Source organism: Streptomyces sp. NPDC093591, from assembly GCF_044764885.1.
Lineage (GTDB): Bacteria > Actinomycetota > Actinomycetes > Streptomycetales > Streptomycetaceae > Streptomyces.
Genome location: NZ_JBIWIY010000007.1, coordinates 387421 through 411106, shown reverse-complemented (window position 1 = coordinate 411106; position 23686 = coordinate 387421). Strand labels below are relative to the sequence as shown.

Sequence of the window (23686 nt, the reverse complement as noted above, 5' to 3'; positions counted from 1 at the left end):
GGTAACCGGTGAAGCTGACTGGTACTAATAGGCCGAGGGCTTGTCCTCAGTTGCTCGCGTCCACTGTGTTGGTTCTGAAACCACGAACAGCCCCATGCCAGGTCACGGCATGGTGCGGCTGGATAGTTTCATAGTGTTTCGGTGGTTATAGCGTGAGGGAAACGCCCGGTTACATTCCGAACCCGGAAGCTAAGCCTTACAGCGCCGATGGTACTGCAGGGGGGACCCTGTGGGAGAGTAGGACGCCGCCGAACAATCTTTGGAGGACCTCTGGTCCCAGCGTCAAGCTGGGACCAGAGGTCCTTTTTGTTTTTCCGGAGCGCGCTGGGTAGCCGGCTGCGCGAGAATGACTTGCGGTACCGAAGACAGGAGTCACCCATGTCCACCAACTCTCCCGACGATCGACCGGAGCGCGACCAGCGGCGACGGGACAGTGGTGACCGCGGCGACCGGGGTGACCGAGGCGGTTACCGCGGGGACCGGGGCGGTTTCCGGCGGGACAACGACCGTCGGGACAGGGACAACGACCGTGGTGACCGCGGCCGTTACGGGCGTGATGACAGTCGTGGTGGTTACGGCGGCCGGCGTGACGACCGACGTGATGGCCGCCGCGACGACCGCCGCGACGACCGGCGTGATGACCGTCGCGACGATCGGCGTGATGATCGCCGGGACGGCGACCGGGGGCCTCGCCCCGCGTTCCGTCGGGACGATCGGTCCGGTGGGCCGCGTCGGGACGATCGGGATCGCGAGCGTGGGTTCCGCCGTGACGGCGACCGTCCTTCCTACCGTCGCGACGACCGCGGAGAGCGTCGGGACGCCGATCGTGGCGGGTTCCGGCGCGACGACGACCGTGGTGGCTTCCGTCGCGACGACCGCGGTGACCGTGGCAGCTACGGTCGCCGTGACGACCGTCGTGATGACCGTCGGGGCGACGACCGTGACCGTGGTTTCCGGCGGGACGACCGCCGTGACGACCGCCGTGACGACCGTCGTGACGGCGAGCGGGGTGGCTTCCGGCGGGATGACCGTGACCGTGGTTTCCGGCGGGATGACCGTGGTGAGCGTGGCAGCGACCGTGACCGTGGGCTGCGTCGGGACGACCGGCGTGCTGAGGACCGCGGGGATCGCGGTGGCTTCCGGCGTGATGACAGCCGCGGGGAGCGTGGCGGGTTCCGGCGTGATGACAGCCGCGGGGAGCGTGGCGGGTTCCGGCGTGATGACAGCCGCGGGGAGCGTGGCGGGTTCCGGCGTGATGACAGCCGGGGCGAGCATGGCGGGTTCCGGGGCCGGGACGACCGTGGCGGTCGTGGGCCCCGTCGGGACGACCGTGGTGGGCGTCCCGGAGGGTTCCGTGGACGTGACGACCGCCGTGATGACCGCCGAGACGACCGGCGTGGCGGTGGCCGGTTCCGTGATGAGCGGGATCGGGACCGCGAGCCGATCAAGCGGCTGCCGATCCCGGAGGACGTCACCGGCGACGAGATCGACCAGGACGTACGGCAGGAGCTGCAGAGCCTGCCGAAGACGCTCGCGGAGGACGTCGCCAAGAACCTGGTGATGGTCGCGCGGCTCATCGACGAGGACCCCGAGGGCGCTTACGGCTACTCCAGGGTGGCCCTGCGGCTGGCGTCGCGTGTCGCGGCCGTACGTGAGGCGGCCGGGTTCGCGGCGTACGCGAACCAGAAGTACGCCGAGGCGCTGGCCGAGTTCCGGGCGGCGCGGCGGATGACCGGGACCGTGGACCTGTGGCCGCTCATGGCCGACTGCGAGCGTGGGCTCGGGCGGCCGGAGAAGGCGCTGGACATGGCCGGGGCGCCCGAGGTGCACAAGCTGGACAAGGCCGGGCAGGTCGAGATGCGACTCGTCGCGGCCGGCGCCCGGCGTGACCTGGGGCAGCTCGACGCGGCCATCGTGACGCTGCAGAGCCCCGAGCTCGCCTCCAACGCCGTACAGCCGTGGACCGCGCGGCTGCGGTACGCGTACGCGGACGCGCTGCTCGCGGCCGGGCGGCAGGGTGAGGCGCGGGAGTGGTTCGCCAAGGCTGTCGAGGCCGACAAGGACGGCAGCACGGACGCCTCCGACCGGCTTGCCGAGCTGGACGGTGTCGAGTTCGTCGACGCCTTCGACGAGAACGAGGGCGACAACGAGGCTGAGAACGAGGCCGACGGCGACCAGCAGGCTGAGGGCGGGGCCGATGAGGGCCGCGAGGAGTGAGCGACGCGTGAAGTGAAGGGCGGGACCCCGGGCTTGGGGTCCCGCCCTTCGGCGTTCAGAGGTCCAGGGCGCGCAGGACCAGGCCCGAGGCCGGTTTCGGGCCGAACGACGTCGACTTGCGGGGCATGGTGACGCCCTGGCGGGCGAGGTCGCGTACGACGTCCTCGCGGACGGGGTGCATGAGGACGGCCGTACCGCCGTCGCGTTCGGCCTTCTCGACGGTGGCGGCGGTGTCGTGGATGTAGGCGATGCGGGTGGGGTCGTCCTCGGGGATGTGCCAGATCTCGGCGAGGAGCGTGGCGTGCAGGACTGTCGCGTCCAGGGTGCGCCAGGCGGCCGGGCGGTCGGTGGGGACCGTGCGGGCGAGGAGGGCCGGGTCCGGGCGGTCGACGAGGTGGAAGGCGCCGTCTCCGGCGAGGAGGTAGGCGTTGCCTGAGCGGGCCGCGTCCGCCAAGGCCTCCAGGGCCTCGGGCAGGGGGAGTTCGAGGCGGCGTACGCGGAACTGGCCGTCGAGGGCGGTCAGGGCGGCCGGGACCGGCAGGCCGTGCAGGAGGCGGTGGATCGCGCGGACGCGGAGCGGGTAGCGGGCCGTGTCGACCAGGAGGACGAGGCCGTAGTCCCAAGGGCTGGGGGAGGAGTGCTCCGCGCGTAGACGGCGATACGTCGCCCAGCGGTGGTGGCCGTCGGCGATCAGGGCCTGGTGGCGGGCCAGGTCGGACTGGACGCGGGCCAGGTCGGTGGGGTCGGTGATCGACCACAGGCGGTGGCTGAACCCGTCCTCCGTGGTGGTCGAGAAGAGGGGCGGGCGCTCGGCCGTGCGCTCGATGACGGCCGTCGCGTCGGCCGCCGTGCCGTTGCCGCGGTACGTCAGGAGCAGGGGCTCGAGGTTCGCGGAGGTGGCGCGCATCAGGTCCGCTCGGTCGGCGACCACGTGCGGCATGACGTCCTCGTGCGGCAGGACCAGGCCCTCCGACGGCTCCGTCACCCGCAGGGCGCCGATGATGCCGCGCTGCAGCATGCCGTCGCCGTCGTGCTGCTCGTAGACGTAGAGGCCGGGCTCGGGGTCGGCGGTCAGGACGCCCTCGGAGAGCCAGCGGCGCAGGGTCTTGGCCGCCTGTTCGTTGCGGGCGTCGGCCGTGTCGGCCTGGGGGAGGATCAGGCGGACGATGTTGTACGGGTCCGCGTCCTGGAGGTGGTGCAGGCCGTCGGGGCGGACGACGACGTCGTACGGAGGGGATGTCACGGCGGCCAGGCCGCCGACCCGGTCGGGGTCGTAGCGAAGGCCTCGGAACGGGGTGAGTTCCAGGCCTCGGCGCGCCGTTGCTTCCGGGTGACCTGCTGTGTTCATCCCGGCATCGTACGGGTGTCAGTGGCATGGGGGATGATCGGGGAAAGTCGTCGAACGAGGAGCGATGCGGAATGAGCCAGGGTGTCCGGATGAGGCCCGAGGGCAGTGGGCAGGCCCTGAGTGAGGCGTACGACACGGCTCTGCTCGACCTCGACGGTGTGGTGTACGCGGGGGGCCATGCGATCGCGCATGCCGTGGAGTCGCTGGCCGTGGCCCGTGCGGGCGGGATGCATCTTGCCTATGTCACGAACAACGCCCTGCGGACTCCGGATGCCGTGGCCGCGCATCTGACGGAGCTGGGGATACCGACGGGTGCGGGTGACGTCATCACCTCGGCGCAGGCGGTCGCGCGGCTGATCAGTGAGCAGGTGCCGGCGGGCGCCCGGGTACTGGTGATCGGCGGGGAGGGGCTGCGGGTGGCGCTGCGGGAGCGCGGACTGGAGCCGGTGGAGTCGGCCGACGACGATCCGGCGGCGGTCGTGCAGGGGTACGGCGGGCCCGAGTTGCCGTGGGGGCGGTTCGCGGAGGCTTCGTACGCCGTCGCGCGCGGGGTGCCCTGGTTCGCGTCCAACACCGATCTGACGATTCCGAGCGGGCGCGGGATAGCGCCGGGCAACGGGGCCGCGGTGGAGGTCGTACGGATAGCGACCGGCGCCGAGCCGCAGGTGGCGGGCAAGCCGTTGCCTCCCATGCACCGGGAGACGATCCTGCGGACCGGGGCCGAGCGGCCGCTGGTGGTCGGGGACCGGCTGGACACGGACATCGAGGGCGCTTTCAACGGGGACGTCGACTCACTGCTCGTCCTGACCGGGGTGACCGACGGCGCGCAGTTGCTGGCCGCGCCGCCGCAGCACCGGCCGACTTATGTCGACGCGGATCTGCGGGGGTTGCTCACCGGGCAGCCGGAGGTCGTGGCGGACGGTGACGGCTTCCGGTGTGGTGGCTGGACGGCCGCCGCCGGTGCGGAGCGGCTGGAACTCGACGGTGAGGGTGAGGGGTTGGACGGGCTGCGGGCGTTGTGCGCGGCGGCCTGGACGGCGGCTGGTGAAGGTGTGTGCGAGCTGGAAGCGGGGAAGGCGTTGGCGCGGCTGGGGTGGTGAGTCGCCGCACCGTGTCGGGGACGAGCGGGTGCGGGCACGCGGCGGGATCGTGGCTGAATAGCAGGGTAGGCTAACCTAACTGCGTGTTGGTCGACAGTCCTCCCGAACAGCGCGCGGACTCCGTGTCCGCGCCGCCAACCCGACGGGCGCTCCGCGCCGTTGGGCTGCTCGTCTCTGTCCTGATCCTGGTGGTCGTCGCAACGGCGAGCATCGCGATCGGGGCGAAACAGTTGTCCATGGGGGAGGTCTGGCACGGCCTGTTCGAGGGCTCGGGGACCTACGGCGACGTCGTGGTCGAGGACCGGATCTCGCGCACCGTGCTCGGGCTGCTCGCCGGCGCCGCCCTCGGTCTCGCCGGTGCCGTGCTCCAGGCGCTCACCCGCAATCCGCTGGCCGATCCCGGCCTGCTCGGCATCAACGCGGGCGCGTCCGCCGCGGTCGTCACCGCCATCACCTTCTTCGGCGTCACGAGCCTGAGCGGCTACGTCTGGTTCGCCTTCCTCGGCGCGGCCGCGGTCGGGGCGATGGTCTGGTTCCTCGGCGGCAGCCGGGGCGCCACCCCGGTACGGCTCGCGCTCGCCGGTACGGCGATCAGCGCCGCGCTCTACGGCTATCTCCAGGCCGTGATGATCATGGATGACGTGGCGCTGAACAAGATGCGCTTCTGGACGGTCGGTTCGCTGTCCTCGGCGACCGATTCGACCATCACCCAGGTGCTGCCGTTCCTCCTCGCGGGCACCGTCCTCGCGCTCGCCCTCGCCCGGCCGCTGAACGCCATGGAGATGGGCGACGACACGGCCAAGGCCCTCGGCGCGAACCTGAACCGCACCCGGGTGCTGTCGATGCTCGCCGCGACCGTGCTGTGCGGGGCCGCGACCGCCGCCTGCGGGCCGATCGTGTTCGTCGGCCTGATGGTGCCGCACATCGTGCGGTCCTTCACCGGCCCCGACCTGCGCTGGATCCTGCCGTACGCGGCCGTCCTGTCGCCCGTGCTGCTGCTCGGCGCCGACGTCCTCGGCCGGATCGTCGCCCGGCCCTCGGAGCTTCAGGTCGGCATCGTCACCGCGATCCTCGGCGGGCCGGTCTTCATCTTTCTCGTACGACGGCGGAGGACGGCCCAGCTGTGAAGACCGCAGTGAAGAGCGACGCCATGAGCGCATCGAAGCGTGCTTCGCAGAGCGAAGCGGGGTCCGCAAGCCGGACCAGCCGCGCCAACCGCGCCGTGCGGATCCCGGGTGGGCTCTCCGTCCGGCTGGACGTCCGGGCGCTGACCGTCGTCGTCCTGTTGCTGCTCGCCGCTCTCGCCGCGAGCGTCGTGCTGATCGGCACCGGCGACTTCCCGATCGCGGCGGGCGACGTCCTCAGGACGCTGGCCGGCGACGGCAACGCGGGGCAGGAGTTCATCATCAACGAGCTGCGGCTGCCCAGGGTCCTGGTCGGGCTTCTGGTCGGTGCCTCGCTCGGCCTCGGGGGTGCGCTGTTCCAGGCGCTGTCCCGCAACCCGCTGGGCAGCCCGGACATCCTGGGTCTCGGGCAGGGGGCCACGGCCGGGGCGCTCGTGGTGATCGTCCTGCTCTCCGGGGACGCCACCCAGGTGACCCTCGGCGCACTGGCGGGCGGACTCGCGACCGGGGTCGCCATCTATCTGCTCGCCTGGAAGCGGGGCGTGCACGGTTATCGACTGGTGCTGGTCGGGATCGGCATGTCCGCGATCATGACGGCGGTCAACGGCTATCTGATGACCAAGGCCGACCTGGTCGACGCGGCCCGCGCGGTCGTGTGGATGACCGGCTCCCTCAGCGGACGTGACTGGGCCCAGGTCTGGCCGCTGCTCGCGCTGTGCGCCGTCCTCGTGCCGCTGGTCCTCGCCAACGCGCGCGGGCTGCGGATGATGGAGATGGGCGACGACGTGTCGTACGCCCTCGGGGTGCGCGTCGAACGCGTACGGCTGCTGCTGATGGTGGCCGCCGTGCTGCTCACCGCGGCCGCCACCGCCGCCGCCGGGCCCGTCAGCTTCGTGGCGCTCACCGCCCCGCAGCTCGCCCGGCGCCTGACCCGCTCACCCGGGCCGAATCTGCTGCCCTCGCTGTGCATGGGCGCGGCCCTGCTCGTCGCCGCCGACTGGATCTCCCAGCGGGTCTTCGGAGCCGATCAGTTGCCCGTGGGCGTCGTCACGGGCGTGCTCGGCGGCGTGTACCTGCTGTGGCTGCTGGTCACCGAGCGCAAGGCGGGCCGGATATGAGCGCCGGCAGCAGCAACAAGAACAGCAGTGGGCTGAACAACCGAAGGAGCACCGTGAACCGCCTGTCCGCCGACAACGTCACCCTCGCCTACGACCAGCGGGTCATCGCCGAGCAGCTGTCGGTGGAGATACCTGACAACTCCTTCACCGTGATCGTCGGCCCGAACGCGTGCGGTAAGTCCACGCTGCTGCGGGCGCTGTCACGGATGCTCAAGCCCAGCCAGGGGCGGGTCCTCCTCGACGGGCAGGTCATCCAGTCGATGCCGGCGAAGAAGGTCGCGCGCACGCTGGGTCTGCTGCCGCAGTCGTCGATCGCGCCCGACGGGATCACCGTCGCCGACCTGGTGGGCCGGGGCCGGTACCCGCACCAGGGCATCCTGCGTCAGTGGTCGACCGAGGACGAGCGGGTCGTGCAGGAGTCGATGGAGCAGACCGGGGTCGCCGAGCTCGCGGATCGCTATGTCGACGAACTGTCCGGCGGTCAGCGCCAGCGCGTGTGGATCGCCATGGCGCTCGCGCAGCAGACGCCGCTGCTGCTGCTCGACGAGCCGACGACCTACCTCGACATCCAGCACCAGATCGACGTCCTGGACCTGTGCGCCGAACTGCACGAGGAGCAGGGGCGCACGTTGGTCGCCGTGCTGCACGACCTCAACCACGCCGCCCGGTACGCCACGCACCTCATCGCCCTGCGCGGCGGGAAGATCATCGCCGAGGGCGCGCCGAACGACATCGTGACGGCCGAGCTGGTCGAGGAGGTCTTCGGGCTGCGGTGCCAGGTCATCGACGACCCGGAGACGGGGACGCCGTTGGTGGTGCCGGCGGCTCGGAAGGCGCGCGAACAGGGCAAGAAGGACCAGGTCAAGAAGGACCAGGTCAAGAAGGACCAGGGCAAGAAGGATCAGGTCGAGAAGGTCGCGGCTACAGAAGCTTCCTGAGCACCAGCAGGTCGCGTACGCCCGCGTGCAGCTTCACCCGGCCCGAGCCCCAGGCCTTGGCGAAGTGCAGTTCGCCGTCGACCAGAGCGACCAGGTCGTCACCGCTCATGCTGAGTCTGATCTGGGCCTTCTCGCGGGGCGGGCCCTGGAGTGTCTCCTGGACCTGGATCCGGCCGCCCGCCATGCGGCCGGCGAACGTGATGTCCAGGTCGGTGATGTGGCAGCTGACCGAGCGGTCCAGGGTCGCGGCCGTGCGGACGTCCCCTTCGGCGCGCTGCATGTTGTCCGAGAGCTTTTCGAGTGCGGCGCGGCACTCCTCAATCGTGGCCATCGCGATCGACGGTACCCCAGCGGTTCGGGGTAGCGTCTGGGCATGAGCGACACGGTTCCGGAGACGGAGATCCCGGAGGAGGCCGAGGCGGTCGTAGGCGCGGCCGAGGTGCCCGAGGCGGAGGGGGCCGGTCTCGCGGTCGAACCCGCGTACGACCCCGCCGCTCCCGCCCCGCTGAACGTCCCCCGCACCCCCACCGGCAACGCCGAGGTCGACGCCCAGCTGGAGCGGCTGGGCGATACCGACCACCTCGCCACGGACGGGCACCTCGAGGTGTACGAGGATGTACACCGGGGGCTGCGCGACGCGCTCACCGCGCTCGACGCCCGCCCGGGACCTCCGGCGCCCCTATCGCCGTATGGGAACAGGAGCTGAACCGAACGTGGCAGGAGTCGCACGCCGTCGTCTCGACGCGGAGCTGGTCCGCCGGAAGCTGGCGCGCTCGCGCGAGCACGCCAGCCAGCTGATCGCCGCCGGGCGGGTCTCCGTCGGCAAGACCGTCGCGACCAAGCCGGCCACGCAGGTGGAGACCGCTGCGGCGATCGTCGTGGTGTCCGACGACACCGATCCCGAGTACGTGTCGCGGGGCGGGCACAAGCTCGCGGGCGCGCTGGCGGCCTTCGTGCCCCAGGGGCTCGTGGTGGAAGGGCGGCGGGCGCTGGACGCCGGCGCGTCCACCGGGGGTTTCACCGACGTTCTGCTGCGGTCGGGGGCCGCCCATGTGGTCGCCGTCGACGTCGGATACGGACAACTCGCCTGGACTCTCCAGAGTGATGAACGCGTGACCGTCAAAGACCGTACGAACGTACGCGAGTTGACGCTCGAAGCGATCGATGGGGAGCCAGTGGATCTTGTCGTGGGGGATCTTTCCTTCATCCCGCTCGGACTGGTGCTGCCCGCCCTGGTGCGGTGCGTGAAGCCGGACGCGGACCTGGTCATGATGGTCAAGCCGCAGTTCGAGGTGGGGAAGGAACGGCTGGGGAGCGGCGGGGTCGTCCGCAGCCCTCAGCTGCGGGCCGAGGCCGTGCGCGGCGTGGCCGAGAAGGCGTGGGAACTCGGCCTCGGGGTGAAGGGGGTCACGGCCAGTCCGTTGCCCGGTCCCTCCGGGAATGTCGAGTACTTTCTGTGGCTGCGTTCCGGGGCGCCCGCCCTGGACCCGGCCGACGTTGACCGTGCAGTTGCGGAGGGGCCGCGTTGACACAGAACCGAGCTCGTACTGTCTTTCTGCTCGCCCACACGGGGCGGCCCGCGGCCATTCGCAGCGCCGAGCTGGTGGTCAAGGGACTGCTGCGGTCGGGGATCGGTGTGCGGGTGCTGGAGTACGAGGCGGCCGACCTGCCGCTGCCGCCCGAGGTGCAGCTCGTCAAGGAGGCGACTCCGCAGTGCCTCGACGGGTGCGAGCTGCTGATAGTGCTGGGCGGTGACGGGACGCTGCTGCGGGGTGCCGAGTTCGCGCGGGCGTCCGGGGTGCCGATGCTCGGCGTCAACCTCGGGCGCGTCGGGTTCCTCGCGGAGGCCGAGCGGGACGATCTCGACAAGGTTGTCGACCGGGTCGTCACCAAGGCGTACGAGGTCGAGGAGCGGATGACCGTCGACGTCGTCGTGCATCAGAACGGTGACATCGTGCACACGGACTGGGCGCTCAATGAGGCGGCCGTGCAGAAGGCCGGTGCCGAGAAGCTGCTCGAGGTCGTGCTGGAGATCGACGGGCGGCCGGTGACGGGGTTCGGGTGCGACGGGATCGTGCTGTCGACCCCCACCGGGTCGACCGCGTATGCCTTCTCCGCCGGGGGGCCCGTGGTGTGGCCCGAGGTCGAGGCGCTGTTGATGGTGCCGATCAGTGCGCACGCGTTGTTCGCGAAGCCGTTGGTGACGTCGCCGGATTCGGTGCTTGCGGTGGAGGTTCTGCCGCATATCCCGCCGGGGGTGTTGTGGTGTGACGGGCGGCGGACCGTGGAGTTGCCGCCGGGGGCGCGGGTCGAGGTGCGGCGGGGGGCTGTGCCGGTGCGGCTGGCTCGGTTGCATCATGCGTCGTTTACCGACCGGCTGGTTGCGAAGTTTGCCTTGCCGGTTTCCGGGTGGCGGGGGGCGCCTCATTAGTCGTCTCGCCGTGGGGTGTGGGGTTGCGTTGGCGGCTGCGGGTCCGTCGTGGCTTGTCGCGCAGTTCCCCGCGCCCCTCAGGGGCATCCACTCCCCTGGGTGACAATGTGCGGCCGATACCCATTCGTCACCTGCACCTTCACATCACGCACCCGGGGGCCGTCGCACTCCCCGCCCCCGACCTCGTAAGGTCGTGTCCGTGTTGGAGGAGATGCGGATACGGTCGCTCGGAGTCATCGACGACGCTGTCGTCGAGCTGTCGCCGGGGTTCACCGCCGTCACGGGTGAGACGGGTGCGGGCAAGACCATGGTGGTCACCAGCCTGGGGCTGTTGCTCGGCGGGCGGGCGGACCCGGCGCTCGTGCGGATCGGGGCCGAGAAGGCGGTCGTGGAGGGGCGGATCGCCGTGCCTTCGGGTGCGCCGGTCGTCGTACGGGTAGAGGAGGCCGGGGCGGAGCTCGACGACGGGGCGCTGCTGATCAGCCGTACCGTTTCCGCCGAAGGGCGGTCGCGGGCACATCTCGGTGGGCGCAGTGTGCCCGTGGGGATGCTGGCCGAGCTCGCCGACGAACTGGTGGCCGTGCATGGGCAGACCGATCAGCAGGGGCTGCTGAAGCTGTCCCGGCAGCGGCAGGCGCTCGACCGGTACGCGGGGGATTCCGTCGCTGTGCCGCTCGCCAAGTACACCGAGGCGTACCGGCGGCTGCGGGCGGTCTCCGTCGAGCTGGACGAGATCGTCACGCGCGCGCGTGAGCGGGCTCAGGAAGCCGACATGCTGCGGTTCGGGCTGGACGAGATCGCGGGGGTCGAGCCGCGGGCCGGTGAGGACATGGAGCTGGCGGAGGAGGCCGAGCGGCTGGGGCACGCGGAGGCGCTGTCGTCGGCCGCCACGGCCGCTCACGCCGCCCTCGCGGGCAACCCCGAGGATCCCGAGGGCATCGACGCGGCGACGCTCGTGGCCGGTGCGCAGCGGGCCCTGGACGCCGTGCGGGCGCACGATCCGGCGCTGGCCGCGCTGGCGGAGCGGATCGGGGAGATCGGGATCCTGCTGGGCGATGTCGCCGGGGAGTTGGCGGGCTACGCCGATGACCTGGACGCCGACCCCCTGCGGCTCGCGGCCGTCGAGGAGCGGCGGGCCGCGCTGAACGCGCTCACGCGGAAGTACGGCGAGAACGTCGCCTCCGTGCTCGCCTGGGCCGAGGAGAGCGCTGCCCGGCTGACCGAGCTGGACGGCGACGACGAGCGGATCGGGGAGCTGACCGCCGAGCGGGACGCGCTGCGGGCCGAGCTGGGCGGGCTGGCGCAGGCGTTGACCGATGCGCGGACGGACGCCGCCGAGCGGTTCGCCGCCGCCGTGACGGCGGAGCTGGCCTCGCTCGCCATGCCGCACGCGCGCGTGTCCTTCGACATCCGGCAGACCGAGGATCCGGAGGGCGTGGAGGTCGGCGGGCGCGCGGTCGCCTATGGGCCGTCCGGCGTGGACGAGGTCGAGCTGCTGCTCGCGCCGCACCCGGGAGCGCCGCCCCGGCCCATCGCCAAGGGCGCGTCCGGTGGTGAGCTCTCGCGCGTGATGCTCGCCGTCGAGGTCGTGTTCGCGGGGACCGATCCCGTGCCGACGTACCTCTTCGACGAGGTCGACGCGGGCGTCGGCGGCAAGGCGGCCGTGGAGATCGGGCGGCGGCTGGCCCGGCTGGCGAAGACCGCGCAGGTCGTCGTGGTGACCCACCTGCCGCAGGTCGCCGCCTTCGCCGACCGGCAGTTGCTCGTCGAGAAGACCAACGACGGGTCGGTCACCCGGTCCGGGGTGAAGGTCCTGGAGGGCGAGGAGCGGGTCCGGGAGCTGTCCCGGATGCTCGCCGGCCAGGAGGACTCGGAGACCGCGCGGGCCCACGCGGAGGAGTTGCTGGCTACGGCTCGGGCGGACGTGTAGCGAGAGCGGTGGCGGAGCCGGCCGTGCGCCGTCGTGGCGCACGGCCGCGTCCAGGACCTTGGGGAACTCACTCCAGCAGCGGGGCCCGGTCGCGGTCGGCGACGTCCGGTGCCTCGGCGCGATGGCCGCCTTCATGCCGGCCGCCGAGGCATGCTCCACGTGCGCATGTTCGGCCACACCCCCCACCCCGGCTCACTCGTGCAGGTGACTCGGCCCGCCGCGTTGCCCGGCGTCCGCGCCGTCTTCGCCCTCCCGCCGTTCCCGGAACACCCGTACGTCCTGGCATCCTTGGCGTAAACACGTCGTACGCGTAGGGATCTTCGCGGTACACCCCCTCCGCCCGATCCTTCTGTACTTTCTTCGTGACCGCCCGACCCGAACCAGGAGCCCCGGCCACGTGACCCCCGTGAGCAGCCACTCACCGCACGGCCAGTCGTCGCTGCGCACCGTGCAGGTGCTGGGCGGCGGCAACGCCGGCAGTAGCGCGCATGTGCGATCGCTGGCCTCGGGGCTGGTCGCGCGGGGCGTGCGGGTCACCGTATGCGCCCCCGTCGAGGCCGATCACGCCTACGACTTCACCGGGGCCGGTGCCGAGCACGTACACGTGCCACGCAGCAGCGATCCCGCCTCCGTGGCCGCCCTGCGGGCCGCGTGCGCCGACGCCGACCTGGTGCACGCGCACGGGCTGCACGCCTCCTTCCGTGCCGTCCTCGCGCTCAGTGGACGGCGCACTCCGCTCGTCGTCACCTGGCACGACCGGGCGCATGCCGAGGGGGCCCGCGCCCATCTCGTACGGCTGTTGGAGCGGCGGGTCGTCAAGGCCGCCTCCGTCGTGCTCGGGACCACCTCGGCGCTGGTGGACCGGGCCCGCCGTACGGGTGCCCGGGACGCCCGCCTCGCCGCCGTCGCGATGCCCGGCCCGGGCCGGGCCGTGGAGCACGACGACCCCGACCGGCTGCGGCCCAAGGTCCGGGCCGAACTCGGAGCCACCGGGCGCCCGTTGCTGATCGCCGTCGGCTCGCTGGAGCGGCATCGCGGGTACGACGTGCTGCTGGACGCCTCGCGCGCGTGGCTGCGGCTCGATCCCGTGCCGTTGGTCGTGATCGCGGGGGAGGGGGCGCTGCGGGCCGCGCTGCAGCAGCGGATCGAGGACGAGGGGCTGCCCGTACGGCTCATCGGGCGGCGCGACGACGTCTCCGAGCTGCTCGCCGCCGCCGACATCGCGCTTCTGCCGAGCAGTTGGGAGTCACGGTCCGTCCTCGCCCAGGAGGCGCTTCACACGCGCGTGCCGCTCGTCGCCACCGAGGTCGGCGGGGTGCCGGAACTCGTCGGTGACGCGGCCGAACTCGTCCCGTACGGCGACCCGGAGGCGCTCGCCGACGCCGTCGTACGGCTGCTCGGCGATCCCGAGCGCCGCGAGCTGCTCAGGGAGCGGGGCCTGCGGCAGGCGGCGAGCTGGCCGACGGAGGACGAGACGGTGGCCCAAGTGCTCAGCGTGTACGACGAGTTGACGCAGCCGCAGCCCATGATCTAGGCGCCGGGCGAGTCTCTGGTCCTTTCCCCTCTACCCCGCGTGCCTTCGCGCCCGCAGCGCCAGGCTCAACGCCAGTACCGTCTGCGGGTCGTCGAGGTCGGTGCCGAGCAACTCGCCGATGCGGGCGAGGCGGTTGTAGAGCGTCTGCCGGTTCAGGTGCAGTTCGCGGGCCGTCTCCGCCTTGCGGCCCGCGTGCGCCAGGTACGTCTCCAGGGTGGGCAGCAGGGGCGGGCGGGAGCGGTTGTCGTGGTCGCGGAGCGGGCCGATCGCGCGGTCCACGAAGGCCGCGAGGTCCGGGTGGTCGCGCAGCCGCCACAGCAGCAGGTCGATGTCCAGGCGCCGGGCGTCGTACCAGGGGCGGTCGGACAGGCCCTGCGCCGCCGTCGCCGTCTCCGCCGCGTGCCTCAGGCTCGCCGAGGCCGCCGCCCAGCCGCCCGCGACCCCGACGACCACGACCGGGGGCTGCGCGCCCGGCCGCTGGAACCCGGCCCGCTCGACACCCGCCCGCAGCGCCGCCGCGACCCGGTCCGCGACCGCCGACCGGTCCGACTCCGCGCGCAGGCCCAGCAGTAGGGGGACGCGGCCTTCGACCGGGCGTACCCCCAGCAGGACCGGAACTCCCACGGACGCCAGCTCCTCCCCGACCGCACGCGCCAGCACCGCCCAGCCGCCGCCGGGGGAGAGCGCGTCCCCCAGCCGCATCACGACCGGCAGCAGCGGGCCGTCGCCCGGCTTGAAGCCCAGCACACGCGCCTGTGCCGGGGCGTCCCCGGCGGCGACACGGCCCTCCGCGAGGTCGGTCAGGAAGTCGCCGCGACCGCGCGCCGCCAACTCCTCCTCCTGGCGGGCCTGCATCAGCACCACGGCCAGGATGCCCGCGGCCCGCTCGGCGGCCATCCGGTGCACGGGCGCGAGGGGGCCCCGTACGGGCAGGAGCACGACACGGGCCCGGACCGAGCCCGTCCCCGGTCCGCCCCCCGGCACATCCACCAGCACGGACCCGGCGGGCGGCGGCCCGTCCTTGTGCTGCCCCCGCAGCCCCTCCCACACCTGCAACGGATCCGCGCCCTCGGGTCCGGCCCCGGCGGCGTACAGCAGCCGGCCGTCCGTCGTCTCCAGGAAGACCGGGTTGCCGCTGAAGTCCGCCAGGATGCCGAGCACTTGGGGCACACCGCCGCCGCCGAGCAGTGCCTCCGTGCACCGGCGGTGCACCTCCTCCGCCCGTTGCAGCAGCGCGTAGTGGCCGTTGACGATCTCGGTGTGGATCTCCTCGGTGACCGTCACGAAAGCCACCTCGCGGTGCAGCTGCACCAGCGGCAGACCTGCCGTACGGGCTGTGTCGACCAGCGCGGTGGGCAGGCGCGTGAAGCGCGGGCCCAGCTCGATGACGAGGGCCGCGATGCCGCGCTCGGCGAGGGTGCGCACGAACGCGCGCTGGTCGGCCGGGCGGGTGCCGAGGCCGTAGCCCGTGGTCAGCAGCAGCTCCCCGCCCTTCAGCAGGGAGGCGATGTGGGGTACCTCGCCCGCGTGCACCCAGCGCACGGTCCGCCCCAGCCGGTCGGCGCCCGCGATGACCTCGGGGAGCCCACTGCGCAGACCGGGCAGCTCCAGCGCCCGCCGCACGGTGATCCCGGCGCCGTGGGTGCCGAAGCCACTGTCCGCGCCCCCCGCACCGCTGTTCATACCGCCCGTACTGCTCGTGCCGCCCGTACCGCTGTCCATGTGCCGGACGCTACCCGCGGTCGTGCTTCCACGACATATCCGGACCGTCACGGAGACGATCACCGGCCGCCTACGCCCGACAGAGCGTCGCGCCCGGCGGCCCATTGCCCCACCCCCTGTCTGTTGTGGCCTGCGTCACTGCCCCGCCACACTGGCACATCCGAAGCGAAGCGCGCCTTCACCTTCGAATTTCGTTGCGCAAGCACGTCGAGAGGGACGGAATGACGGAAAAACCCGCGCGAGAGGTCCACCGGCTCAAGGCGAATTCCGTGGGCCTGACGGGCGTCGTCTTCATGGCGGTCGCCACCGCCGCGCCGATCACGGCGATGACCGGCAACCTGCCCATCGCCGTCGGCTTCGGCAACGGCACGGGAGCACCCGCCGGCTACCTCTTCGCGACGCTCGTGCTGACGGTGTTCTCCGTCGGATACGTCGCCATGGCCCGCCGTATCACCGCCGCCGGCGCCTTCTACGGCTACATCTCCCACGGGCTCGGCCGGATCACCGGCATGGCCTCCGGGATGCTCGCCGTGCTGGCGTACATCGTATTCGAGGCGTCCATCGTCGGCGTCTTCTCGTACTTCGCGCAGACCACGGTCCACGACCAGCTCGGCGTCGACCTGCCCTGGATCCTGTACGCCGCCGCCATGCTGCTCGTGACCGCGGTCCTGGCGTACTTCGACATCAACCTCACCGCGAAGGCCCTCGGCGTGATGCTGGTCGCCGAGATCGCGGTGCTGTTCGTGGTCGCCACGGCCGTGCTCCTGAACGGCGGCGGTCCGGACGGCATCCCCCTGGAGCCCGTCAACCCCAAGAACGCCTTCACCGGAGCCTCCGCCGGTCTCGGCCTGTTCTTCGCGTTCTGGTCGTGGGTCGGCTTCGAGTCGACCGCGATGTACGGCGAGGAGTCCCGCGACCCCAAGCGCGTCATCCCGCGCGCGACGCTGATCTCGGTGATCGGCGTCGGGATCTTCTACATCTACGTCTCGTGGATGACCATCGCCGGCAACGGCCTCAAGGGCTCCGTGGAGCTTTCCTCCGGCACCAGCCCGCTCGACCTGTTCTTCGACCCGGCGCACGCCTACCTCGGCGCCTGGGCGGTCGACGCCTTCCAGTGGCTGCTGATCACCGGGTCGTTCGCCTGCGGGATGGCCTTCCACCAGTGCGCGGCGCGCTATCTGTACGCCATCGGCCGTGAGGGCTTCCCGCACCCCGCGCTCGGCCGCACGCACCCCCGGCACGGCTCGCCGTACATCGCCTCCTTCGTGCAGTCGGTCATCGCGGTCGGGCTCGTCGGCGGCTTCTGGCTGACCGGTCAGGACCCGTACATCCACCTGTACACACTGCTGGCGATCCTCGGCACGATGGCGATCCTGATCGTGCAGACCCTGTGCTCCTTCGCGGTCATCGGGTACTTCCGCGGGAACCACCCCGAGGACCGCCACTGGTTCCGCACGCTCACCGCCCCACTCCTCGGGGGCATCGGCATGATCGCGGTCGTGGGGCTGCTGGTGACCAACCTGGACACCGCGGCCGGTACGGCGGCCGACTCGCTGTTCTTCAAGGCCATCCCGTGGACCGTGGGGCTGGTCTTCTTCGGCGGGCTCGGGCTCGGCTGGTATCTGAAGCTCCGGCGGCCGGAGCGGTACGACATCATCGGCCGGATCGTGCTGGAGGACTCGGCCGAGCGCACGGAAACCCCGGTTGGGGTGTCCTCGGCGGGGTAGCGGCGCCTGCATGGACTTCAGCGTGGTTGCCGTGGCACGGGAGGACGACAGCCCGGTCGAGGAGCCGTTGCGGGTGGCGCTGGCCGCCGACCGGCTCGGGTACCGCGAGGTGTGGGCGGGGGAGGGGCCGACCTGGGACTCCTTCGTCCTCGCCGCGGCCATCGGGCGGGCCACCGAGCGGGTCGCGCTGACGGCCGGTCCCGTGGCGGTGTCGGTGCGCGAGCCGTTCGGCATCGCACGGGGTGCCGCCTCGGTCGCCGCCGTCACCGGGCGGGCGGTCGGGGTGGCGCTGGGGACGTCCAGCAAGCGGGTGGTCGAGGGCGTGCACGGGGTGCCGCGGGTGCGGCCCGCGGCGGCGATGGAGGCCTCGGCGGCAGCCTTGCGCGGGCTGCTGCACGGCACGCCCGGCGAGCCGGTCGTCCCAGGCAGCGCCTTCCCGCGCCGCCTCCCGCCACCCGGCGGCCCGCTCACCGTGGCGGCCTTCGGCGACCGCGCGATCGCCACGGCGGCGGCCCACTCCGACCGGATGCTGCTCGACCTCGTCTCGCCGCAACAGGTCCGCGTACTGCGGGCGAAACTCCGGGCGGCCGCCGAGCGCGCGGGCCGTGCGTCGCCGCCGGCCCTGGCCGCCTGGCTGCCGGCCGCCGTCGACCCGGCCCCGGAGTCCCTCGCGCAGGTCCTGCGGAGCATCGCCGGGTATCTGACGGTGCCGGGCTACAGCGACATGTTCGAGGCGGCAGGGTTCGGGGAGGCGGTCGAGCTGGCCCGGACCGGTGCCGACCCCGCCACGCTGGTCCGGGTGCTGCCCGCCGCGGCAGCGGGCATGGTCGGCCTGGTGGGCGACCCGGACGCCGTACGCGCGCCGAGGAGTACGCCGAGGCAGGCCTCGACGAGATCGCCCTCGTCCCGGCGACGGCGGGCGATCCGGGCGGCGAGCGGACGCTGACGGCATTCGGGCAGGCCTGGTGACGGCGCTCAGCCGGTGACGATGCTCAGGCCGGCCTGATGTTGTGGTTGAACCGGAAGACGTTGTCCGGGTCCCACCGCCGCTTCAGCTCCGCCAGCCGCCGGGTGTTCTCGGCGCCCAGACCGGCCACCACACGCTCCGCGCCCTCGTCGCCGATGAAGTTCAGGTACACCGCGCCCGTGCTCCACGGCCGCACCTGCGCGCGGACGTCCCGGACCCACTGCCTGCACCGCGCGTCGTCCGCCGGGTCCTGCCACATGCCGTAGGGATGCACCGCCCAGGGCGCGTCCCGGTAGGGCACCGGGTACTCGTGCGGTCCGGCGGCGACCGCGCCGCCCTGCGGGAGGAGGGCGTGCTGGGTACCGGTCGGCACGGGCATGGACCGCCCGGCCGCGCAGTAGACGTCGACGAAGTCGTCCGGCGCGTCCGTCAGATACTCCGCCGACCAGTAGTGCCGCATACCGGGCGGATCGTCGATCATGCACTGCACGTCGGCGTACGGCATCGCGCCGACGATCTCCGTCTCGTGCTCCAGCGCCAGCAGCGGTTCGGCGTACTTGCGCATGTCCTGCTCGGAACCGGCGTACGTCAGCAGCGCGGCGCACACCAGGTTGCCGACCAGGGACGGCGGTACGAAGTCCTCGGGCGGGCCGGTGAAGTGCACGATGCCGCCGCCCACCTCGTCGGGGCCGGACTCGATCACGTCGCGGAAGGTGCGCACGACGTCCGGTGCGTACTCGGGCCGGTACAGCAGCATCGCGACGGCGAACTCGGGCAGCTCGTACAGCTTCAGCGTGATCGCGGTGGCGATGCCGAAGTTGCCACCGCCGCCGTGCAGCGCCCAGAACAGGTCCGGGTTCTCGTCCGCGTTGGCGTGGACCCGGCTGCCGTCGGAGGTGACGAGCTCCACACCGAGCAGGTTGTCCACGGCGAGCCCGCAGCAGCGGTCCAGCCAGCCGGTGCCGCCGCCCAGGACGAAGCCGCCGACGCCGGTGGTCGACGCCCGGCCGCCGGTCGTGGCGAGGCCGTACACCTGGGTGGCGCGGTCCAGGTCGCTCATCGTGGCCCCGCCCGCGACCCGTACCGCCTCGGCCCCGGGGTGCACGGTGACCGCGCGCATATGGCGCAGGTCGACGACCAGGCCGTTGTCGTTCAGCGCCATGCCCGCGACGCTGTGCCCGCCGCCGCGCACGGCGATGTTGAGGTCCAGCTCCCGGCCGAACCGCACGGCCCGCACGACGTCGTCCTCGTCCACGCACTGCGCGATCACCGCGGGCCGCCGGTCGATCATGGTGTTGAAGACGACCCGGGCGTCGTCGTAACCGAAATCCCCCGGCGCGAACACATCACCGGCGAGATCCTCACGCAGCGCGTCGAGGGCCGCGCCCGCCTTCGAGTGGGAAGCCATGGCCGCCCTCTTCCGACAAGGGGCAAGAGCTTCCTTCCAGGCTAGGCGGGCGCGTTACGTCCGTCCTGTCGAGCTGGGGGCGGTGTGCTCAGCCCCCGTACGCCCCGGACGCCGTCAGCCGCAGGGCGGTGTCGATCAGCGGGACGTGGCTGAATGCCTGCGGGAAGTTGCCGACCTGGCGCTGCAGGCGCGGGTCCCACTCCTCGGCCAGCAGACCGAGGTCGTTGCGCAGCGACAGCAGCTTCTCGAACAGCTTGCGGGCCTCGTCGACGCGGCCGATCATCGCCAGGTCGTCCGCCATCCAGAACGAGCAGGCCAGGAAGGCGCCCTCGTCACCGGGCAGGCCGTCGACGCCCTCGTCCTCGCCCTGCGTCGGGTAGCGCAGGATGAAGCCGTCCGGCGTGGACAGCTCGCGCTGGATCGCCTCGATGGTGCCGATGACGCGCTTGTCGTCCGGCGGCAGGAAGCCCATCTGCGGGATCAGCAGCAGGGAGGCGTCCAGCTCCTTCGACCCGTAGGACTGCGTGAAGGTGTTGCGCTCCTTGTCGTAACCCTTCTCACACACGTCCCGGTGGATGTCGTCGCGCAGCTCGCGCCAGCGCTCCAGCGGGCCGTCGGCGTCGCCGGACTCGATGAGCTTGATCGTGCGGTCGACGGCGACCCAGGCCATCACCTTGGAGTGCACGAAGTGCCGGCGCGGCCCGCGCACCTCCCAGATGCCCTCGTCCGGCTGGTCCCAGTGGTCCTCGAGGTAGCGGATCAGCTTGAGCTGGAGCAGCGAGGCGTAGTCGCTGCGGGCCAGGCCGGTCATGTGGGCCAGGTGCAGGGCCTCGGTGACCTCGCCGTACACGTCCAGCTGGAGCTGGTGCGCGGCGCCGTTGCCGACCCGGACCGGGGCGGAGTTCTCGTAGCCGGGCAGCCAGTCCAGCTCGGCCTCGCCGAGCTCGCGCTCGCCCGCGATGCCGTACATGATCTGCAGGTTCTCGGGGTCGCCCGCGACCGCCCGGAGCAGCCACTCGCGCCAGGCACGGGCCTCCTCGCGGTAGCCGGTGCGCAGCAGCGAGGACAGGGTGATCGCCGCGTCGCGCAGCCAGGTGTAGCGGTAGTCCCAGTTGCGGACGCCGCCGATCTCCTCCGGCAGGGAGGTGGTGGGCGCGGCGACGATGCCGCCGGTGGGGGCGTACGTCAGCGCCTTCAGCGTGATCAGCGAGCGGACCACGGCCTCGCGGTACGGGCCGTGGTACGTGCAGTGCTCGACCCACTCCCGCCAGAAGTCCTCCGTCGCCTCCAGCGACTGCTCCGGCTCCGGCAGCGGCGGCGGCTCCTTGTGTGAGGCCTGCCAGGAGATCGTGAACGCGAAACGGTCGCCCGGTCCGACCGTGAAGTCGGAGTACGTCGTCAGCGACTTGCCGTACGTCTCGCGGTCGGTGTCGAACCACACCGAGTCCGGGCCCGCGACGGCCACCGTGCGCCCCTCGTGCTTGTGCACCCACGGCACGATGCGGCCGTACGAGAAACGCATCCGGAGCGCCGAGCGCATCGGCACCCGGCCCGAGACGCCCTCCACGATCCGGATCAGCTGGGGCGCGCCGTCACGTGGGGGCATGAAGTCGATCACCCGGACCGTGCCGCGCGGCGTGTCCCACTCGGACTCCAGGATCAGGGAGTCGCCGCGGTAGCTGCGCCGGGCCGCGGTGGGTGGTTCGGCGTCGGAGGCGTGCGCGGGGCCGAGCCGCCAGAAGCCGTGCTCCTCGGTGCCCAGCAGGCCGGCGAAGATGGCATGCGAGTCGAAGCGGGGCAGGCACAGCCAGTCCACTGTGCCGTCCCGGCAGACCAGCGCGGCGGTCTGCATGTCTCCGATGAGTGCGTAGTCTTCGATGCGCCCGGCCACGTGCAACTCCAGTCGAACGGCCACGTCACCCCCTTCTGACAAGGGGGCTCTCGCTAGTGCGGTCAAGGGGTGGGTTGTGTAATGCGTCGTTGAGCGGTGAAGCAAAGCAGTCGTCTCGGCCGTGAGGCAAAACGACCGTCTCTTCTCAACAATCTCTGCTCAACGAACTGACGAGCTCTCGTTGTTCCGGGTGTGACGGGCGGGGGTGGTGCCGTGTTTGCCGGCCGGGCTCGGCAGCGAATGTCCGAGCAGGATACGACGCACGTAGATGATCTGCGTGCCGCTCCGGGCAACCCGGGTCGGCCGAACGGGTGAGCAAGGGGTGACCGATGGGTGGGAAACCGGTAGGGCATGCGGATCCGTGCCGACTCGTGTGCGGAGCGTGGCCGGAAGCCGTCGGTCCTAGTCGCTGATACCCTGGTAGCCCGTGGACCGGTGGGCGTGAAGACCCCCGAACCGCACTTCAAGATCGCGACCACGGGAGCCCCCTCTTGGCCATGCCAAATTCCACGACGACCAAGCACATCTTCGTCACCGGGGGTGTCGCCTCCTCGCTCGGCAAGGGCCTGACGGCCTCCAGCCTCGGCATGCTGCTCAAGGCGCGGGGCCTGCGCGTCGTGATGCAGAAGCTGGACCCGTACCTCAATGTCGACCCTGGCACGATGAACCCCTTCCAGCACGGTGAGGTGTTCGTCACCAACGACGGCGCCGAGACCGACCTGGACATCGGCCACTACGAGCGCTTCCTCGACCGTGACCTGGACGGATCCGCCAACGTCACCACCGGCCAGGTCTACTCGACGGTGATCGCCAAGGAGCGGCGCGGCGAGTACCTGGGCGACACCGTGCAGGTCATCCCGCACATCACCAACGAGATCAAGCACCGCATCCGCCGTATGGCGACGGACGAGGTCGACGTGGTGATCACGGAGGTCGGCGGCACGGTCGGCGACATCGAGTCGCTGCCGTTCCTGGAGACTGTCCGCCAGGTCCGTCACGAGGTCGGTCGTGACAACGTCTTCGTCGTCCACATCTCGCTCCTGCCGTACATCGGCCCCTCGGGAGAGCTGAAGACGAAGCCGACCCAGCACTCGGTTGCGGCGCTGCGGAACATCGGTATCCAGCCAGACGCGATCGTGCTGCGCTGCGACCGCGAGGTGCCGACCGCGATCAAGCGGAAGATCAGCCTCATGTGCGACGTCGACGAGGCGGCCGTGGTGGCCTGCCCCGACGCCCGCTCGATCTACGACATCCCGAAGACCGTGCACGGCGAGGGCCTGGACGCCTACGTCGTCCGCAAGCTGGACCTGCCGTTCCGCGACGTGGACTGGACGACCTGGGACGACCTGCTCGACCGCGTCCACAACCCCGACCACGAGATCACCCTCGCGCTGGTCGGCAAGTACATCGACCTGCCCGACGCCTACCTCTCGGTCACCGAGGCGCTGCGCGCGGGCGGCTTCGCCAACAAAGCCCGCGTGAAGATCAAGTGGGTCACGTCCGACGACTGCAAGACCCCGGCCGGCGCCAAGCAGCAGCTCGCCGACGTCGACGGCATCTGCATCCCGGGCGGCTTCGGCGACCGCGGTGTGCTCGGCAAGGTCGGCGCGATCAAGTTCGCCCGCGAGAACAGGATCCCGCTGCTGGGCCTGTGCCTCGGCCTGCAGTGCATCGTGATCGAGGCGGCCCGCAACCTCGCCGACATCGGCGACGCGAACTCCACCGAGTTCGATCCGGCCACCTCCCACCCGGTCATCTCCACCATGGCCGAGCAGCTCGACATCGTCGCCGGTGAGGGCGACATGGGCGGCACGATGCGCCTTGGCATGTACCCGGCCAAGCTGGCCGAGGGCTCCATCGTGCGCGAGGTGTACGACGGCAAGGAGTACGTCGAGGAGCGGCACCGTCACCGGTACGAGGTGAATAACTCCTACCGCGCGGAGCTGGAGAAGAAGGCCGGCATCCTGTTCTCCGGCACGTCGCCCGACGGCAAGCTCGTCGAGTACGTGGAGTACCCGCGCGAGGTCCACCCCTACCTGGTGGCCACGCAGGCCCACCCCGAGCTGCGCTCGCGCCCGACCCGTCCGCACCCGCTGTTCGCCGGGCTGGTCAAGGCAGCCGTCGAGCGTCAGCAGGGCGAGGGCGCCGGTAAGAATTCGAAGTAACACGAGAGTTGTACGGTGGCCGGGGTGCAAACCTTCAAAGGTGCGCACCCCGGTTTTCTTTGGCGG

The 23686-nt window shown here is 71.6% G+C and carries 19 protein-coding genes and 1 rRNA gene; 14 read left to right on the top strand and 6 right to left on the bottom strand.

What is annotated here, in order from left to right; all coding sequences use genetic code 11:
• The first annotated feature begins 137 nt into the window (after nucleotides 1-137).
• Nucleotides 138-254: ribosomal RNA gene (gene rrf / locus ACIREI_RS17970) — 5S ribosomal RNA — on the top strand.
• A 118-nt stretch (nucleotides 255-372) separates the two neighbouring features.
• Here the strand turns inward: rrf and ACIREI_RS17965 are convergent.
• A complete protein-coding gene (locus ACIREI_RS17965; protein ID WP_403333711.1) occupies nucleotides 373-1275 on the bottom strand; it encodes a hypothetical protein in 903 nt (300 codons plus the stop codon).
• 177 nt (nucleotides 1276-1452) lie between these two features.
• On the opposite strand from ACIREI_RS17965, the gene ACIREI_RS17960 reads away from it, so the two are divergent.
• Nucleotides 1453-2217: a hypothetical protein gene (locus ACIREI_RS17960; RefSeq protein WP_403333709.1), complete on the top strand. Its 765-nt coding sequence runs from the start codon at nucleotides 1453-1455 to the stop codon at nucleotides 2215-2217.
• A 55-nt stretch (nucleotides 2218-2272) separates the two neighbouring features.
• Here the strand turns inward: ACIREI_RS17960 and ACIREI_RS17955 are convergent, their stop codons facing one another.
• Nucleotides 2273-3565, bottom strand: coding sequence for a DUF1015 domain-containing protein (locus ACIREI_RS17955; RefSeq protein WP_403333675.1), 1293 nt, complete (start codon nucleotides 3563-3565; stop codon nucleotides 2273-2275).
• Between the two features lie 71 nt (nucleotides 3566-3636).
• Between ACIREI_RS17955 and ACIREI_RS17950 the strand changes: the two genes are divergently transcribed.
• The 4 genes from ACIREI_RS17950 (at nucleotide 3637) to ACIREI_RS17935 (ending at nucleotide 7845) form a co-directional block, all read left to right on the top strand.
• Entirely contained in the window at nucleotides 3637-4665 is a 1029-nt protein-coding gene (locus ACIREI_RS17950; RefSeq protein ID WP_403333673.1) for an HAD hydrolase-like protein, read from the top strand.
• 83 nt (nucleotides 4666-4748) lie between these two features.
• On the top strand, nucleotides 4749-5792 hold the full coding sequence (locus ACIREI_RS17945) for a FecCD family ABC transporter permease (RefSeq protein ID WP_403333671.1): 1044 nt from the start codon (nucleotides 4749-4751) through the stop codon (nucleotides 5790-5792).
• Nucleotides 5793-5815: 23 nt separating this feature from the next.
• Nucleotides 5816-6907, top strand: a complete 1092-nt coding sequence (locus tag ACIREI_RS17940) for a FecCD family ABC transporter permease (protein ID WP_403333669.1) — start codon at nucleotides 5816-5818, stop codon at nucleotides 6905-6907.
• Nucleotides 6904-7845 (top strand): ABC transporter ATP-binding protein, encoded by a 942-nt coding sequence (locus tag ACIREI_RS17935; protein WP_403333667.1) that lies wholly within the window; start codon nucleotides 6904-6906, stop codon nucleotides 7843-7845. The genes ACIREI_RS17940 and ACIREI_RS17935 overlap by 4 nt, the downstream gene beginning before the upstream one ends.
• Here ACIREI_RS17935 and ACIREI_RS17930 read toward each other — a convergent pair.
• A complete protein-coding gene (locus ACIREI_RS17930; RefSeq protein ID WP_403333665.1) occupies nucleotides 7829-8176 on the bottom strand; it encodes an SCP2 sterol-binding domain-containing protein in 348 nt (115 codons plus the stop codon). The genes ACIREI_RS17935 and ACIREI_RS17930 overlap by 17 nt on opposite strands.
• Nucleotides 8177-8218: 42 nt before the next feature.
• Between ACIREI_RS17930 and ACIREI_RS17925 the strand changes: the two genes are divergently transcribed.
• The 5 genes from ACIREI_RS17925 (at nucleotide 8219) to ACIREI_RS17905 (ending at nucleotide 13740) form a co-directional block, all read left to right on the top strand.
• Complete coding sequence (locus tag ACIREI_RS17925; RefSeq protein ID WP_403333663.1) at nucleotides 8219-8551, top strand: hypothetical protein; 333 nt, start codon at nucleotides 8219-8221, stop codon at nucleotides 8549-8551.
• A gap of 7 nt (nucleotides 8552-8558) precedes the next feature.
• A complete protein-coding gene (locus ACIREI_RS17920) occupies nucleotides 8559-9374 on the top strand; it encodes a TlyA family RNA methyltransferase (protein ID WP_403333661.1) in 816 nt (271 codons plus the stop codon).
• Complete coding sequence (locus ACIREI_RS17915; RefSeq protein ID WP_403333659.1) at nucleotides 9371-10276, top strand: NAD kinase; 906 nt, start codon at nucleotides 9371-9373, stop codon at nucleotides 10274-10276. The genes ACIREI_RS17920 and ACIREI_RS17915 overlap by 4 nt, the downstream gene beginning before the upstream one ends.
• 211 nt (nucleotides 10277-10487) lie before the next feature.
• Complete coding sequence (gene recN / locus ACIREI_RS17910) at nucleotides 10488-12206, top strand: DNA repair protein RecN (protein WP_403333707.1); 1719 nt, start codon at nucleotides 10488-10490, stop codon at nucleotides 12204-12206.
• Between the two features lie 397 nt (nucleotides 12207-12603).
• Nucleotides 12604-13740 carry a glycosyltransferase family 4 protein gene (locus tag ACIREI_RS17905; RefSeq protein ID WP_403333657.1) on the top strand — a complete coding sequence of 379 codons (1137 nt, stop codon included), beginning with the start codon at nucleotides 12604-12606 and terminating at the stop codon, nucleotides 13738-13740.
• Between the two features lie 30 nt (nucleotides 13741-13770).
• Here the strand turns inward: ACIREI_RS17905 and ACIREI_RS17900 are convergent, their stop codons facing one another.
• Nucleotides 13771-15423, bottom strand: coding sequence for a PucR family transcriptional regulator (locus tag ACIREI_RS17900; protein ID WP_403333705.1), 1653 nt, complete (start codon nucleotides 15421-15423; stop codon nucleotides 13771-13773).
• 260 nt (nucleotides 15424-15683) lie between these two features.
• Here ACIREI_RS17900 and ACIREI_RS17895 point away from each other — a divergent pair, with 260 nt between their 5' ends.
• A complete protein-coding gene (locus ACIREI_RS17895; RefSeq protein WP_403333655.1) occupies nucleotides 15684-17189 on the top strand; it encodes an APC family permease in 1506 nt (501 codons plus the stop codon).
• 10 nt (nucleotides 17190-17199) lie between these two features.
• On the top strand, nucleotides 17200-18135 hold the full coding sequence (locus ACIREI_RS17890; RefSeq protein WP_403333653.1) for an LLM class F420-dependent oxidoreductase: 936 nt from the start codon (nucleotides 17200-17202) through the stop codon (nucleotides 18133-18135).
• A 46-nt stretch (nucleotides 18136-18181) separates the two neighbouring features.
• Here the strand turns inward: ACIREI_RS17890 and ACIREI_RS17885 are convergent, their stop codons facing one another.
• Both ACIREI_RS17885 and ACIREI_RS17880 read right to left on the bottom strand, forming a co-directional pair.
• Nucleotides 18182-19564, bottom strand: a complete 1383-nt coding sequence (locus tag ACIREI_RS17885) for an FAD-binding oxidoreductase (protein ID WP_403333651.1) — start codon at nucleotides 19562-19564, stop codon at nucleotides 18182-18184.
• A gap of 88 nt (nucleotides 19565-19652) precedes the next feature.
• Nucleotides 19653-21455 (bottom strand): glycoside hydrolase family 15 protein, encoded by a 1803-nt coding sequence (locus ACIREI_RS17880; protein ID WP_403333703.1) that lies wholly within the window; start codon nucleotides 21453-21455, stop codon nucleotides 19653-19655.
• Between the two features lie 497 nt (nucleotides 21456-21952).
• Between ACIREI_RS17880 and ACIREI_RS17875 the strand changes: the two genes are divergently transcribed.
• Nucleotides 21953-23620, top strand: coding sequence for a CTP synthase (locus ACIREI_RS17875; RefSeq protein WP_403333649.1), 1668 nt, complete (start codon nucleotides 21953-21955; stop codon nucleotides 23618-23620).
• Nucleotides 23621-23686 lie beyond the last annotated feature (66 nt).

Coding starts and splice junctions, on each gene's coding strand:
- ACIREI_RS17885 (WP_403333651.1), bottom strand. CDS start 19,564: ATGGCTTCCCACTCGAAGGCGGGCGCGGCCCTCGACGCGCTGCGTGAG.
- ACIREI_RS17895 (WP_403333655.1), top strand. CDS start 15,684: ATGACGGAAAAACCCGCGCGAGAGGTCCACCGGCTCAAGGCGAATTCC.
- ACIREI_RS17930 (WP_403333665.1), bottom strand. CDS start 8,176: ATGGCCACGATTGAGGAGTGCCGCGCCGCACTCGAAAAGCTCTCGGAC.
- ACIREI_RS17890 (WP_403333653.1), top strand. CDS start 17,200: ATGGACTTCAGCGTGGTTGCCGTGGCACGGGAGGACGACAGCCCGGTC.
- ACIREI_RS17940 (WP_403333669.1), top strand. CDS start 5,816: ATGAGCGCATCGAAGCGTGCTTCGCAGAGCGAAGCGGGGTCCGCAAGC.
- ACIREI_RS17935 (WP_403333667.1), top strand. CDS start 6,904: ATGAGCGCCGGCAGCAGCAACAAGAACAGCAGTGGGCTGAACAACCGA.
- ACIREI_RS17950 (WP_403333673.1), top strand. CDS start 3,637: ATGAGCCAGGGTGTCCGGATGAGGCCCGAGGGCAGTGGGCAGGCCCTG.
- recN (WP_403333707.1), top strand. CDS start 10,488: ATGCGGATACGGTCGCTCGGAGTCATCGACGACGCTGTCGTCGAGCTG.
- ACIREI_RS17875 (WP_403333649.1), top strand. CDS start 21,953: ATGCCAAATTCCACGACGACCAAGCACATCTTCGTCACCGGGGGTGTC.
- ACIREI_RS17955 (WP_403333675.1), bottom strand. CDS start 3,565: ATGAACACAGCAGGTCACCCGGAAGCAACGGCGCGCCGAGGCCTGGAA.
- ACIREI_RS17900 (WP_403333705.1), bottom strand. CDS start 15,423: ATGAACAGCGGTGCGGGGGGCGCGGACAGTGGCTTCGGCACCCACGGC.
- ACIREI_RS17925 (WP_403333663.1), top strand. CDS start 8,219: ATGAGCGACACGGTTCCGGAGACGGAGATCCCGGAGGAGGCCGAGGCG.
- ACIREI_RS17965 (WP_403333711.1), bottom strand. CDS start 1,275: ATGCTCGCCCCGGCTGTCATCACGCCGGAACCCGCCACGCTCCCCGCG.